Source organism: Rhodopila sp., from assembly GCF_035548095.1.
In the GTDB taxonomy this organism is placed as follows: domain Bacteria; phylum Pseudomonadota; class Alphaproteobacteria; order Acetobacterales; family Acetobacteraceae; genus Rhodopila.
The window spans coordinates 1-13,537 of sequence record NZ_DASZUV010000001.1 but is presented as its reverse complement, the minus strand read 5'-3'; the positions used below and the strand labels follow the sequence as shown (position 1 = coordinate 13,537).

Below are 13,537 nucleotides of genomic sequence, written 5' to 3'. Positions count from 1 at the left end.
GATCAGGATACGTGCCGACTGACGATCATGGTGGAATGAAAATTCAGAATTCCGCCATTGCCGCTGACCAGGATGTAATCGTTTTTCGGTACCTGCCGCTCACCGCCCTGGCCGCGCGCCTGCACGACGGCTTCCGATAGCGGCGTGAACGCCCACATGTAATAGCCGGAGAGCTGGCCGCCGCCGGTGTTGGTCGGCAGCGATCCCCCGGGTGCCAGCTTGCCGTCCGCGACGAAGGGGCCGCCTTCGCCTTTCTTGCAGAAGCCGTAATCCTCCAGCGTGACCAACACGGTATAGGTGTAGCAATCGTAAAGCTGGCAGCTTCCGATATCGTCGCGCGTGATGCCGGCCATGCGGAATGCCCGCTCACCGGACTGTTTCGCCCCTGTCTCCACCGCCGGGTGATGGTCGGTGCGCAGATTGTCGCCCGGCGCGCATTGTGCATAACCCAGTACATGCACTGGCGGCTGTTTCAGGTCGCGGGCCCGTTCCGGAGACGTGACCACCACGGCGACGGCGCCGTTGGAGACCAGGCAGCAATCCAGCAGCCGCAGCGGTTCGGCGATGAAGCGGGCGTTGTGATGGTCTTCCATGGTCATCGGCTTGCGCATCTGCGCCCACGGATTCATTTGCGCCCATTGCCGCTGGCCGATTGCGATGGCGCCGAAATGATCTTCGGTCGTGCCGTAAAGGTGCATGTGCCGCCGAGCGGCCATGGCGTATTCGGGATTGGCACCGAAATTGCCGTACGCGGCGCGCAGTCCGGTCATGCCGCCAAGCGGGAACCGGTGCGGCCCGGCATAAGACTGTCCCGCGCCGCGGCTGGGTGACAGTGGTGCGTCCGCGTAGACCAGCACGACGACATTGGCCAATCCCTCACGGATGGCCATGCAGGCATACTGCATCATGCTGCCCATGGTGGAGCCGTAGGCGTTCATCACGCTGATCAGCGACAGGTTCTCCAATCCCAGCATCATCTGCGCGCGGGGATCCATGTCGTTGGGGATGTTGGCATTGATCAGCAGCCCGTCCACCTCGGATTTCCGCAATCCGGCGTCGTCGAGTGCCAGCGCGATCGCCTCGGCGGCGAAATTCACCGACCGGCGGCCGTAGATCCTGCCCATCTGCGTGACGCCCAGCCCGACGATGGCGCCCCGGGATTTGCTTGCCATGTTCGTCCCCCCTTTCAGCCGGCCGGCCGGAACTTGGGCAGCGTGATGCTGTCGCCCGCATCCTCGAACACCGCTTCCAGGGCCATGCCGATCTTCAGTGCGTCGTTGCGGCAGCCGATGACGTTGGATACCATGCGCACGCCCTCCTCCAGATCCACTTGCGCAACGTTATACGGTACCGACGACGCGAAGCCGGGATTCATCACCTGGTGCATGATGGTGAAGGTATACAGCGTGCCCTTGCCGCTGGCTTGCCGCCATTCCAGCGTGGCTGCGAAGCAATGCGGGCAGCGCTCCCGCACGGGGAAGCTCCATTTGCCGCAGCCGGTACAGCATTGCAGCATCAGCCGCTTGTCCCGCGCGCCGTCGAAGAATGGGCGGCTCATGTCGTCGGGGACGGGGATCGGCTTGGGCACGGTCTGGGACATGACAAAACCTCCTGATCAAGCCTGCGTGCATTCGAAGCGGAACCCATCGCCCCAGCGCGTGAACCGGCCGGTGGACGGTGAGGGGAAATGGCCGGAGCAGAACAAGGTCGACGTATCGCAGATCTGTTCAAACAGGGTGCGCCGCGACACGCCGCCTTGCGTCCGGTCGTAGTCCGCCCGCATCGGCAGCTCTGGGTAACGGGCCTGAAGCGGCGAATGAATCATGTCGCCACCGATGATCGCGTCCGCGCCCGGCTTGCCGATCCGGACCGAGTAATGGTCGATCGTGTGCCCCGGCGTCGGGATCAGGCGTACCACGTCGGACAACTCATGATCGCTGCGCACCACCTCATGCCGCTTCGCCGAGACGATCGGCAGCACGGAATCGGTGATCCAGGGCTGCTTGCCGGGATCGGTTTTTTCCCGTTCCGTCCAGAACGCCAGCTCTCGGTCGGCGAACACGTATTTCGCCTTCGGAAAGGTCGGTACCCAGCGTCCGTTTTCCAGTTTCGTGTTCCAGCCGACATGATCGACGTGCAGATGGGTGCACATGACGAAGTCGATGTCGCCGAAGCCCAGGCCGTGCGCGGCCAGGTTCCGTTCATATCGGTCGGATGTCATCTGGTTCCAGAACGGGTAGTTCGTCCGTTCCTTATGGTTGCCGACGCAACTGTCGATCAGAATCGTATGATGGCGGGTCCGCACGATATAGGATTGGATGCACAGCACCAGTTGTCCGGTCGCCGGATCGAGGAAGCGCGGCTGCATCCAGGACCGGCTCTCCTCCAGGACCGTCTTGTCCAAGGTGGGGAAGAAGGTCAGCGGGTCGAACAGCGGGCCTTCATTCTCGATCACGCGGTGCACGGTCAGGTCGCCCACGGCGAAGCTCAGGCTCATGGTATCGTTTCCTCTTGTCGGCGCTGTCGTGATCCTACGCACGAAGCGGCCGCATCGACCAGACTTGCACCGTCCATCCACCACCGCCACCCTGCCGGGCCGGCAGCCATGCGGAGTCGGTCCCGATGCAGCATGCCTCGCCGATCCTGCTCTGGCGGGATGGCGCGGTCGGCATGACCTGCCGGACACGCTGACGACGCCTGACGTGACGGAGGGGCCGGCTGTGTTCAGGGCGCGCCGAAACCCGAACCTTTCCTGACGGAACCCGGTCCATGACGCAGAGCTTCGGCTTTTCCGACGAATTTCTTGCCACCCAGCCCTTGCCCTGGCGTGACGGGCTGTTCGAGGGCAAGCGCGTCCTGGTCAGCGGGGCCGGCAGCGGCCTGGGCAAATGCATCGCCACCACCTTTACCCGGCTGGGTGCCGACCTCGTGATCGTCGGCCGCAGGCGGGAACGGCTGGAGGAAGCCGCCGCCTTCTTTGGCCGTTTCGGCCGCCGGATCACCATCCGGCCGATGACGATCCGCAATCCGGACGAGGTGCACGAAACCTTTGCCTTCGTGCAGCGGGAGGTCGGCGGCATCGACATTCTGGTGAACAATGCCGGCGGTCAGTTTCCCCAGGCAGCGATCGATTTTTCCGTGAAGGGCTGGAACGCCGTCATCGACACCAACCTGAACGGCACTTGGTACATGATGCAGACCGCCGCTCGGCAATGGGCCGCGGACAAGCGGCCCGGTTGCATCGTCAACGTGGTGGTGGATTTCTGGCGCGGCATGCCGGGCATTGCCCATACCTGCGCGGCGCGGGCGGGCGTGGTGTATCTGTCGAAGACGGTGGCGGTGGAATGGGCGCCGCTGAATATCCGTGTCAACTGCGTCGCACCCGGGGCGCATGAGACCAGCGGCTTTGCCGTCTACCCGCCCGAGGGCCTGGCCTCCTTCCTGGAATCCAACCCGATGCGGCGGGTGGGCGATGCGCAGGACGTGGCCGATGCCTGCGCCTATCTGGCTGCCTCGACCGGCAAGTTCATTACCGGTGAGGTGCTGACGGTCGATGGCGGCCAGCAGCTCTGGGGCGACATGTGGCCGACCGGCCGGCCGGATTACTTCAAGTTGTGACTAAAGGTGTTTGACTCCCCCGGCGCCGCTGCTTAACCCTGCCCGCCTGATCCCGGCGGCACGGACCGTCGTGACAAACGCAATGGGAAACGACCGATGCGCTTTCGCTCCTGGTTCGCGGCCGCCGCGCTGCTGCTGAGTTCATTTGCCGCCCACGCCGCGGAACCGATCAAGATCGGCATGCTGTTCCCGCAAAGCGGTGGCGCCGGCGATGACGGCCAGCGCGTCACCAAGGCCGTGCAGGTGATGGCGGAGCTGATCAACGCCCAGGGCGGCGTCCTTGGCCGGCCCATCCAGGTCCTGATCCGCGATGACGAAAGCACGCCCGCGGTCGGCGTCGCCAAGGCCAATGAACTGATCGGCGAAGGCGTGTCATTGGTCATCGAAGGCTACAACAGCCCTGTCACGCTGGCGATCCAGCCGGTGCTGGCGCGTGCCGGCATCATGGACATCACGGTGCTGTCGAAGGCCGACGGCATCCTGGCGAACAACAACAATCCGCTGGCGGTGCGGATGAACAGCTCCAACGCCATGGACGCCGCCGCGATCGCCGACTGGCTGATGCACAGCAAGGCGCACCGGATCGCTTTCGCGACGCAGAACGATGCCTACGGCAACGGCGCCCAGGCCGGGGTGGAGGCGGAGCTGAAAAAGGCAGGCTGGCCCTATGAGATCGTCAGCCAGCAGAGCTTCCCCTTTACCGCCACCGATTTCCGCGTCGCCGTCACCGCAATCAAGGATGCGAAGCCGGATGCGGTGTCGGTCACCAATTCCTCGGGCGGCTCCGGCATGCCGGCCTTCCTGCAGCAATACGCCCAGCAGCGCGGCGGCGCGCCGGTGGTGGCCGCGGTCGGCACCATCTCCCCAACCGTGCTGGCGATCGCCGGCGCGGCCGCCGAGGGCGTTGCCAGCGCGGACATCTATTTCGCCGATGTCGAGCCGTTCAAGTCATATAAGGCGAACCAGGATTTCGTTGCCGCGCTGCGGACGAATCATCTGCTGGCGGACAAGTTCACCGCGCTGGGCGGCGGCGCGCTACAGGTCTGGGCGATCGCGGCCAACCAGGTGAAGAGCCTGGACAAGGAGAAAGTGGCCAATGCCATTCGCGGCAAGACGCTGCCCGGCACCATCTTCGGTGACGCCACGTTCGCTCCGAACGGCCAGATGCAGGCGCATTTCTTCACCACCACCGTGAAGGACGGCCAGATCGTCGTCCAGCAGTGACGGAACCGCTGCTGCGGGTGCGGGGTCTGTCGGTCCGCTTCGGCGGGTTCCAGGCCCTGCAGGACGTGTCGTGGGAGGTGCATCCAGGTCAGATCCTGGGGATCATCGGCCCCAACGGCGCCGGCAAGAGCACCTGCTTCAACGCCACCACCAACATGGTGCGCCACACCGGCGCCATCACCTTCATGGGCCAGGACGTGACCGGCCTGCCGCCCTACCGGCTGTCGGCGCTGGGATTGCACCGTACCTTTCAGCAGAACGCGTTCTTCGGCGGCATCTCCACCCTGGAGAACATGACCGGCGTGCTGCTGCGCACCACCGGCACGCCGCTCGCCGTCGCCGTGCTGTTGCCCTGGGTGGAATACCGCCGCCGTCGCGCGGCCGAAGCCGAGGCGCACGCCATCCTGGAGCGGTTCGGCGTGCCGCGTGGCCTCCACCATCTGCCACCCGCCTCCCTGCCGTACGGCACTCAGCGCATGCTATCGATCGCCCTGGCCTACGCCGAGGGCGCGCGTGTTCTGATGCTGGATGAGCCGGCCGCCGGCCTGGGCGGTCCCGATATGGAGCGGCTCGCGCGCGTGCTGGACCGCCTGCGCGGAGAAAATATCGGTATCGTTTTGATCGAGCACCACATGGATCTGGTGATGGAACACGCCGACTACCTGGTGGTGCTGGAGCAGGGCAAGATCCTGGCGCATGGCGATCCCGCCACGGTGCAGGCCGATCCGCGCGTGCTGGAAGCCTATCTGGGCCGAGCGGCATGAGGGCGGCGCTGGAGGTTGAGAAGCTGTCGGTCAGCTATGGCGGCGATCCGGCCGTTTCAGTGCCGCATCTGGCGTTGCCGGCCGGTACGCTGGCCGGTGTCGTCGGCGCCAATGGCGCGGGCAAGAGCACGCTGGTCAACGGCCTGCTGGGCTGGTCACGCGGACCGGCGCGCGCGTCCGGCGTCGTGAAGCTGGATGGTGAGACGCTGAACGGCCTGCCGACCTATCAGCGTGTCCAGCGCGGATTGGTGCTCGTGCCCGAAGGACTGGCCGTATTTGGCACGATGCTGGTGGAGGAAAACCTGCGCTCCACCCGCCCGCACGGACCGGAGGCGGAGCGGCGCGCCTTCTCCGTCGATCATGTCTTTGCGCTTTTTCCGCGCCTGGCGGAACGCCGCGCCAACCGTGCGGCCTCGTTGTCCGGTGGCGAGCGGCAGATGCTGGCGATCGGCCGCGCGTTGCGACTGGGTCCGAAGGTCCTGCTGCTGGATGAACCTTCGATCGGCCTGGCGCCAAGGCTGGTGCTGACCCTGCTGCTGACCATCCGCAAGCTTGCCGATGCCGGGCTGTCCGTTCTGCTGGTCGAACAGAATGTCCGCGCGGCGATGGAGGTGGTGGACCATCTTTACCTTTTGGAACGCGGCCGCATCATCGCCGATGGACCGATCGGCGCGATGCGTGACGATCCACGCATCGTCGAGGCCTATCTGGGCAGCACGAAAGCATGAATGTCTGGCAGCAACTGGTGAATGGCGTGATCATGGGCCACGCCTACGCCCTGACCGCGATCGGCTGGACCCTGCTGCTCGGCGCCGCCCGGCTGGTCAATTTCGGGCATGGACAGATGTATATGCTGGGCGCCTTCATGGCCTGGTGGGTCATGCACGCGACCGGGTTGCCCTATGTCGCCGCCATTCCGGCCGCGGTGTTGACCGGCGCGCTGCTGGGCGCGGTCATGCAGAGGGCGATGATGCGCCTGACGGTGCAACAGAACCTGGTCAGCCTGATGATCGTCACCCTGGGCTTCGGCCAGATCGTGGAAGGCACCGCCGGGCTGGCCTTCGGCGTCCGTCCGCAGATGATCGCCAGCCCGCTGAATGCCTGGACCCTGCAATGGGGACCGGTGCTGCTGACGGCCCAGGATATCGCGGTCGTCGTCGTCACCATCATCATGTTCCTGGTGCTGCGCGCCGTCATGGCGCACGGTCTGATCGGCTCCTGGGTGCGCATGGTGGCCGAGGACCCAAGGCTGACGCAGCTTGCTGGCGTCAATATCTCGAAAATCTACCTGGGGATTTTCGCGTTCGAGGGCGCCGCCGTCGCGCTGGCCGCCACACTGGTCGCGCCACGCACGCCGATCATCACGTCGATGGGATTCGATGAAGTGATCATGACTTTTGTCGTGGTCGTGCTGGGCGGCGTCGGCAGCGTCTCCGGTTCCTACTTCGCAGGGCTGGCGATGGGGCTGTTCAGCGCCTTCTTCGGCGCGCTGGTGGGCCCGACCTATGTGACCGCCGCGGCGTTCCTGATCATCATTCCGATCATGGTACTGCGGCCGGGCGGCCTGGCCTCGGCCGGAGGGCTGTCGCGGTGATGCCGGCGAGGCTGCGCTGGCTGCTGATCGCGGCCCTGATCGTGGCAGGCTGGTTCCTGCCCGTGATGCTCGGCGGATCCACGCTGATCTACAATACGCTGGTGGTGACGGCGATTTTCGCCGTCATGGCCTATGGCCAGGACATCATCCTGTCGGACCTCGGCGAAGTCTCGCTGGCCCATACCGCCTTCTTCGCCGCAGGTGCCTATGCCACCGGCATCCTGGCAGTGAATTTTGGCTGGAACGCCTGGGCGACGCTGGCGGCGGCCGGACTGTGCGCTTTCCTGCTGGCATTGGTCGTCGGGCTGATCACGCTGCGCACGCGGGAATTCGCGTTCTCGCTGGTCACCTACGCCACCAACGTCGTTGTCTATACGATCTGCTATAATACCGATCTGCTGGGCGGATCGGACGGCTTCGTCGGCATCCCGCCGCTGGACCTGTCGCTGCCCGGCCTGAGGTTGACCGCGCTCAGCAATAAGGATCTGTGGCCATACGCGTATGTCCTGCTGCTGCTGGTGCTGTATTTCGTCTCCCGCTTCCGCCGGTCCAAGCTCGGGCATGCCGCGCTGATGGTGCATATGAACACGCCGCTGGCGACCATGAGCGGGCTGGACGGCCAGCGGGTCCGGCTGTCGGTGTTCCTGGTGTCGGCGCCGCTGACCGCGGTGGGCGGCTGGCTCTATGCCTATCAGCGCGCCTATGTCGGGCCGGACTTGTTCGAGACCTATTTCCTGGTGCTGATGTTGACGGCCGTCGTGCTGGTCGGACGGCGCCTGCTGCTGGGGCCGCTGATCGGCACGGCGCTGCTGATGGTGCAGAAAAGCTACCTGTCGCTGGGTGCGTATTTCGACAAGATCGTGCTGGGCGTAGTGCTGGTGGGTGTGCTGTGCCTGTTCCCGGGCGGGCTGGCGAACCTGCTGCAGGGCGTGTTCGGCCGGCGGACCAGGGGCCGCGCGGCGGGTGGTCCCGTGGCAATGGAAGCGGAACGGGGCTGAGGATCGGTCTCGCAGCGACACGAGTCGCCTCGCGCTCCGTGTCGGCGGGCGCACCCGTCGCCGGGCCGGCGCAGTACTGCGGTGGATGGCCGCGCCTTACGGCGATTGCGGCGGGTCCAGCGCCAGGGCCGCGGCCTCCGCCGCACAGGCGGCCTCTGGGGCCTTGCCCCTGGACCGAACGGCGGCGAGTTCGGCCTTCGCGGCATCCAGCTCGGCGCGGAAGACAGGATCGGCATGCAGCCGCGCTACGGTCGCGGCGCCGATGAACTGGCCGGCCAGCACATCGCTCTCCCAGTGCACGTTGCAGACGACACGACTTTGCCCGAAGCTGCGGCCGCGAGCCTCGATCGCGTCGGCCCGGTCCGGCGCCAGCTCCGACAGGATCAGCGCCCAGGCTGTCCCGATCGAGGCGTGTCCGGACGGATAGGATCCGTTCGTTCTGAGATCGGCTTCCTTTTTCGGCGTGCAGGTCGCCTGCCGGTTTCGCATGAAGGGGCGCGCGCGCTGATAATGGTCCTTTGCGGCGGCGGTGGCGTATCCGGCGTCGGTCATGCCACGGCGGAGCAGTCTATACAGATGCGGCGCATCCTGCTCGGTGATCGATACGCCCAGGGCGCAGGTGAACGTACCAGCGGCATGCGGGAAACTCAGGTCGGCATCAGAGGTCGCCAGGGTCCAGCGCCCGCTGCCGCGCATCGCCTGGCCACGCTTGCTGAACGCCTGGTCGCGCGCGAATGCGGCCGAGTTGGCGGCTGGCGGCGGCGGTATCAGGGCCAGGCTGTTCGGCAGGGCGTCGCGCGCCAGATAGCCCTGCAGCACGCCAGGCCGGATTTCCGGCACCGGGGCCAGGGCAGGGGCCGATCCAGGGGCGGTCTGGGCGAGCGCGCCGGTTGAACCCGGCAAGGCCGGTACCAGGAGAACCGGCACCAGGAGAAAAAGCCATCCGCGCAGGCATCTGGCGGTCGCGACGTTCGGCATGGACGAGGTCTTTCCCTGGTCGGCGCTCCGTACGATGCGCCGCGGCGGGGCTTCCGTCCAGTCACCTTGATCGGTGGCCGTTCCCGCGCCTTGCGGCTGGCGCGATGATATCCGCCGCAACCGCCGTGAAAACCGTTCTTGTGCTGGCGTGCCGACCGACTAACGTGCGCTCGGCGCGCGGAACCGGCGGCCCGCAACGGCCGAGCCGGTCTTCATCGCGCGCCAGTAACAAATAAATACAGGGAGTTTCCTCATGTCCGGAGCTGTCAATACAGCGCAAGACGTCCCCTGGTGGCGGGAGCCCACCAAGGACCAATGGTACGCCTATTTCGCCGCCTGGCTGGGATGGACGCTGGATGCGTTCGATTTCACCATTTTCCTGCTGATCATGGTGCCCATCAGTCGGGAGTTCAACGTGCCGTTGACGGCCGTCACCGCCGTCTTCGCCGTCACGTTGTGGGTGCGCTTGGCCGGTGCTACCGCGGCGGGATGGATGGCCGACCGCTGGGGCCGCAAGGCGCCGCTGATGATTTCCATCCTGTGGTACTCCATCTGCAACCTGGCCGCCGGCCTGTCCCCCAGCTTCATCGTCCTCTTCCTCTTCCGCGCCCTGCTCGGAGTCGGTATGGGAGCGGAATGGCCGGCCGGGGCGGCGCTGGCGATGGAGTCATGGCCGGCCCGCTCGCGCGGCCTGATGTCAGGCATCCTGCAAGGCTCCTGGGGTCTGGGCTACGCGCTGGCCGCCGCCGCCTACGGCCTGCTCTACACACCGCTCGAGTCGCTGAACGCAGGCTGGGGATGGCGGGGCATGCTGATCCTGGGCGTGCTGCCGGCACTCGCCTGCGTCTGGATTCGCGCCTACGTCAAGGAGCCGGATGTCTGGTCGGAGAACCAGAAGATTCAGGTCGATACGAAGCAGGAGGTGAAACTGCCGCTGTTCGCCATCTTCAAGCGGCAATATCTGTGGAACACGCTCACCGGATGTCTCTGGATGGCGGCAAACTTCATCGTCTACTACTCGATCTGGGCGCTGCCCGGGACCTATCTGCAGAAGGAACTTGGCTGGACTCCGGCGATGGTGGCGACGCCGCTGTTCTGGGGTAACATCCTGGTGCTCCTATCCTCGGCCTTCTGGGGCGGGCTGTCCGACAAGATCGGCCGGCGCTGGGCGCTGATGATCCCATGCACGATCGCGATCTTCATCGTCCCGCTTTACCTGATGACGCACGATCCGCTGATGTTCACCATGTTCTTCCTGCTGCAGGCGCTGATCGTTGGCGGCAAGGACACGCTGAACCCGGCCTGGCTGTCGGAACGGTTCCCCACCGAAATCCGGGCCACGGCGGCAGGGTTCGTCTATCATCAGGGGGCGATCTGGGGTGGCTTCGTCGCGCCGGTGCTGACCTGGTTCGCGATCAACCAGGGCATGGGCTTCGCCATGCCGATGATGATCGCCACCATGGGCTCGCTGGTCGTGCTGGTCTTCGCGGTCTATCTCGGCCCCGAAACCAAGGGCAAGGAGCTGACCGCCGAGCTGCAGGTGTTCACCAGGGAGGAATATCCCTAGGACGCGATCGCCTGAGGCCGGCGGTTGGCAGGCGTGAATCGCGCTCGAAAGAGGTGAAAGCGTGACAGGGTCGATCTGGCCCTGTCATGCTTCGGCTGACGGCCGGAAGCCGCCAGCAAACCGGCCGGAACGGTGCGCTGGCGGCGGAACGTCCCGCCGGTCGCCCGGCTTCGTTTGATCAGCTCAGCCGCAGCTTCACGTAGCTGCCGGGTGCATCCTCGATCGCCTTCAGCTTGCCGTCGCCGGGATGGCGCGCCGGTACCTCGGCCTTGCCGAAGGACAGTGTCCAGCGATGCCAATCCGGCCACCAGGAGCCGGCCATCTCCGTCGCGCCCTCGAACCACTGGTCCGGGTCGGGTGGCAGGTCCTGGTTGATCCAGTGGCCGTACTTGCCGCCGTCCGGCGGGTTCACCACACCCGCGATATGGCCTGACGCGGCCAGCACGAAGCGGTTCTTGCCGCCCAGCAGCTGGGTTCCCTTGTAGGTCGATTTCCACGGCGCGATATGGTCTTCCCGCGTCGACAGGAAATAGGCCGGCGTCTTCACCTTGCCCAGATCGATCGGCACGCCCTTCAGATGGATGCCGCCCGGCTTCGCCAGCAGGTTCTGCTGATACATGTTGCGCAGATAGAAGCTGTGCATCTTTGCCGGCATCCGCGTGGAATCGGCATTCCAGTACAGCAGGTCGAACGGGAACGGATCGTTGCCCAGCAGATAGTTATTCACCACGAACGACCAGATCAGGTCGTTGGCGCGCAGCATGTTGAAGGTCGTGGCCATCTCGCTGCCTTCGAGATAGCCGCGCTTGTTCATCTTCTCCTCCAACGAGCGCAGCTGTTCCTCATCGATGAAGACGCCGAGTTCGCCGGCCTCGGTGAAGTCCATCATCGTGACGAAGAAGGTCGCGGTCTTGATCCGCTTGTCGTTGACCGCAGCCATATAGGCGAGGGTGGAGGCCAGCAGGGTGCCGCCCAGGCAATAGCCGATGGCGTCCACCTCCTTTTCGCCGGTCGCCAGCTCTATGGCGTCCAGCGCGGCCAGGTAGCCCTCGGTCATGTAGTCCTCGAAGTCCTTCTCGGCCAGTCGTGCATCCGGGTTGACCCAGGAGATCACGAAGACGGTGTGGCCCTGCGACACCGCCCAGCGGACGAAGCTGTTTCGCGGGCGCAGGTCCAGGATGTAGAACTTGTTGATCCAGGGCGGACCGATCAGCAGCGGCCGCTTCAGAACCGTTTCGGTGGCCGGGTCGTACTGGATCAGCTGCATCAGGTCGTTCTGGTAGATCACCTTGCCGGGGGAGACGCCGATATTCTCGCCTACCTTGAAGGCGTCCATGTCGGTCATCTTGATGTGAAGCTGGCCCTTGCCGCGCTCCAGGTCCGTCAACAGGTTGTTCAGCCCCTTCAACAGGTTCTCCCCGCCGGTTTCCGCGGTCTTGCGCAGCACTTCGGGGTTGGTCATCAGGAAGTTCGACGGGCTCATGGCGTCGACGAACTGCCGGGAATAGAAGTCCACCTTCTGCGCGGTCCGCGGGTCCAGTCCGTCGACATGGGCAACGACGTCCTGCACGTAGCGGGCGGACAGCAGATAGGACTGCCGGATGAAGTCGAAGACCTCATTCTCCTTCCACGCATCATCCTTGAAGCGGCGGTCGTTGGGTGAATCGATGACGTCCGGCGCCTCGATCCCCATCATGCGCTTGGCCGTGTTCTGCCACAGCGTCATGTAATCCTGCCAGAAACCCAGCTGCGCCTGCACCATGCGGGCCGGGTTGGTCATCAGGCGGGTCGTCATTTCCATGAAGGCGCGGCCGATATTCAGCGGGTCGGCATTGTGCTCCTGCTCCGGCTGGCGTTTCAGCCATTCGGCGACGATCCGCTGCGACCGCTCCGCGATGTCGGCCATCGACCGGCTGACAACCTCGGGGTCCGGCGTCTTGAAGCCCAGCGGCTCCAGGCTCGGCAGGGGCTTCGACGGAGACGGGGCGGCGGGCTTGTCGTTCCGAGCCATGGGAAGAGACATCCTTTGCGTCCGCGATGTCAGCCGCTACACAGACGGCCGTTAGCGAGGACGGTTACGACATATGGTGGGCAGCGAAGACAGCGTGCAAGCTAGAGGCGGCATATTCCACGTTCAAGCTGGGTCTGCAACGCTGCGCGTATGCACCGGCCGGGGGGTGATGCGCACGGCAGGGTTGCTACTGGCGACGGGGCTTTTGGCGGGCTGCTCCAACTCGTCCTCGTTCAATCCGGTGAACTGGTGGCACAGCGTCGAGGGGGGCAAGATCGCCGAGGAGCGGCCGCAGCCGCCGGGCGCGGATCAGCCCTATCCGGACCTGAACACGGTGCCCTCCCGCCCGGCGGCGCCCGACCAGGACGCGTTGCGCAAGCTGACGGCTGCGCTGGTCGCCGACAGGACCAATGCGCAGCATGAGGCGCAGTCGACGCCGCTGGCCGATCCATCCTCGCCAAGCGCTTCACCCAACCTGTTCGGCGTGGGCACGGCTCCGCCGCCCGGTGCCCCGCCGCCCGGTGCCCCGTCGTCCGGTGCCTCGCCGTCCGGTGCCTCGGCATCATCCGGCGCGCCGGCGGCCGGAAGCGGGGCGAGTACGGCCGCGCCGGCCGAACCGCCGGTGGCCAGCGCGTCTATGCCGGCGGTGACGGCACCGCCACCGCCGCCCGCGCCACCGGCCCCGGCACCGCGCAAGGCGGTGCAGAGCGCGCCGCTGGCGCCCGCGCCCGCCGTGCCGCCATCGGAGCCGTCCGCATCGGATTCACAGGCATCGGCACCGAG

Annotated in this window: 12 protein-coding genes and 1 pseudogene; 8 read left to right on the top strand and 5 right to left on the bottom strand. The window is 65.6% G+C overall.

Annotation, left to right across the window (positions count from 1 at the left end; translation table 11 throughout):
- Nucleotides 1-2: 2 nt before the first annotated feature.
- Genes VHC04_RS00065 through VHC04_RS00055 form a run of 3 tightly spaced genes read right to left on the bottom strand, consistent with a single transcriptional unit; the run spans nucleotide 3 to nucleotide 2,497 of the window.
- Nucleotides 3-1,172 (bottom strand): thiolase family protein, encoded by a 1,170-nt coding sequence (locus VHC04_RS00065; RefSeq protein WP_325676649.1) that lies wholly within the window; start codon nucleotides 1,170-1,172, stop codon nucleotides 3-5.
- A gap of 14 nt (nucleotides 1,173-1,186) precedes the next feature.
- A complete protein-coding gene (locus VHC04_RS00060; RefSeq protein ID WP_325676647.1) occupies nucleotides 1,187-1,600 on the bottom strand; it encodes a Zn-ribbon domain-containing OB-fold protein in 414 nt (137 codons plus the stop codon).
- A 15-nt stretch (nucleotides 1,601-1,615) separates the two neighbouring features.
- Nucleotides 1,616-2,497: an MBL fold metallo-hydrolase gene (locus VHC04_RS00055; RefSeq protein ID WP_325676645.1), complete on the bottom strand. Its 882-nt coding sequence runs from the start codon at nucleotides 2,495-2,497 to the stop codon at nucleotides 1,616-1,618.
- 272 nt (nucleotides 2,498-2,769) lie between these two features.
- On the opposite strand from VHC04_RS00055, the gene VHC04_RS00050 reads away from it, so the two are divergent.
- From VHC04_RS00050 to VHC04_RS00025, 6 genes are all read left to right on the top strand, one after another.
- Nucleotides 2,770-3,618 (top strand): SDR family oxidoreductase, encoded by an 849-nt coding sequence (locus VHC04_RS00050; protein ID WP_325676643.1) that lies wholly within the window; start codon nucleotides 2,770-2,772, stop codon nucleotides 3,616-3,618.
- Nucleotides 3,619-3,714: 96 nt separating this feature from the next.
- Nucleotides 3,715-4,842 (top strand): ABC transporter substrate-binding protein, encoded by a 1,128-nt coding sequence (locus tag VHC04_RS00045; protein ID WP_325676641.1) that lies wholly within the window; start codon nucleotides 3,715-3,717, stop codon nucleotides 4,840-4,842.
- Nucleotides 4,839-5,606, top strand: coding sequence for an ABC transporter ATP-binding protein (locus VHC04_RS00040; protein WP_325676639.1), 768 nt, complete (start codon nucleotides 4,839-4,841; stop codon nucleotides 5,604-5,606). The genes VHC04_RS00045 and VHC04_RS00040 overlap by 4 nt, the downstream gene beginning before the upstream one ends.
- Nucleotides 5,603-6,334, top strand: coding sequence for an ABC transporter ATP-binding protein (locus VHC04_RS00035; RefSeq protein WP_325676637.1), 732 nt, complete (start codon nucleotides 5,603-5,605; stop codon nucleotides 6,332-6,334). Before VHC04_RS00040 ends, VHC04_RS00035 begins: the two co-directional genes overlap by 4 nt.
- Complete coding sequence (locus VHC04_RS00030) at nucleotides 6,331-7,200, top strand: branched-chain amino acid ABC transporter permease (RefSeq protein ID WP_325676633.1); 870 nt, start codon at nucleotides 6,331-6,333, stop codon at nucleotides 7,198-7,200. Before VHC04_RS00035 ends, VHC04_RS00030 begins: the two co-directional genes overlap by 4 nt.
- Entirely contained in the window at nucleotides 7,200-8,198 is a 999-nt protein-coding gene (locus tag VHC04_RS00025) for a branched-chain amino acid ABC transporter permease (RefSeq protein ID WP_325676631.1), read from the top strand. The genes VHC04_RS00030 and VHC04_RS00025 overlap by 1 nt, the downstream gene beginning before the upstream one ends.
- Nucleotides 8,199-8,294: 96 nt before the next feature.
- Here VHC04_RS00025 and VHC04_RS00020 read toward each other — a convergent pair whose 3' ends face one another.
- Nucleotides 8,295-9,176, bottom strand: a complete 882-nt coding sequence (locus VHC04_RS00020; RefSeq protein ID WP_325676629.1) for an acid phosphatase — start codon at nucleotides 9,174-9,176, stop codon at nucleotides 8,295-8,297.
- Nucleotides 9,177-9,429: 253 nt separating this feature from the next.
- On the opposite strand from VHC04_RS00020, the gene VHC04_RS00015 reads away from it, so the two are divergent.
- Complete coding sequence (locus VHC04_RS00015; protein WP_325676627.1) at nucleotides 9,430-10,743, top strand: MFS transporter; 1,314 nt, start codon at nucleotides 9,430-9,432, stop codon at nucleotides 10,741-10,743.
- A 178-nt stretch (nucleotides 10,744-10,921) separates the two neighbouring features.
- On the opposite strand, the gene VHC04_RS00010 is transcribed toward VHC04_RS00015, so the two are convergent.
- The gene (locus VHC04_RS00010; RefSeq protein ID WP_413789035.1) at nucleotides 10,922-12,754 is read right to left on the bottom strand and encodes a PHA/PHB synthase family protein; all 1,833 of its coding nucleotides are present in this window, start codon (nucleotides 12,752-12,754) and stop codon (nucleotides 10,922-10,924) included.
- A gap of 169 nt (nucleotides 12,755-12,923) precedes the next feature.
- Between VHC04_RS00010 and VHC04_RS00005 the strand changes: the two are divergent.
- Nucleotides 12,924-13,537: pseudogene (locus VHC04_RS00005) on the top strand (hypothetical protein); the annotation flags it as partial.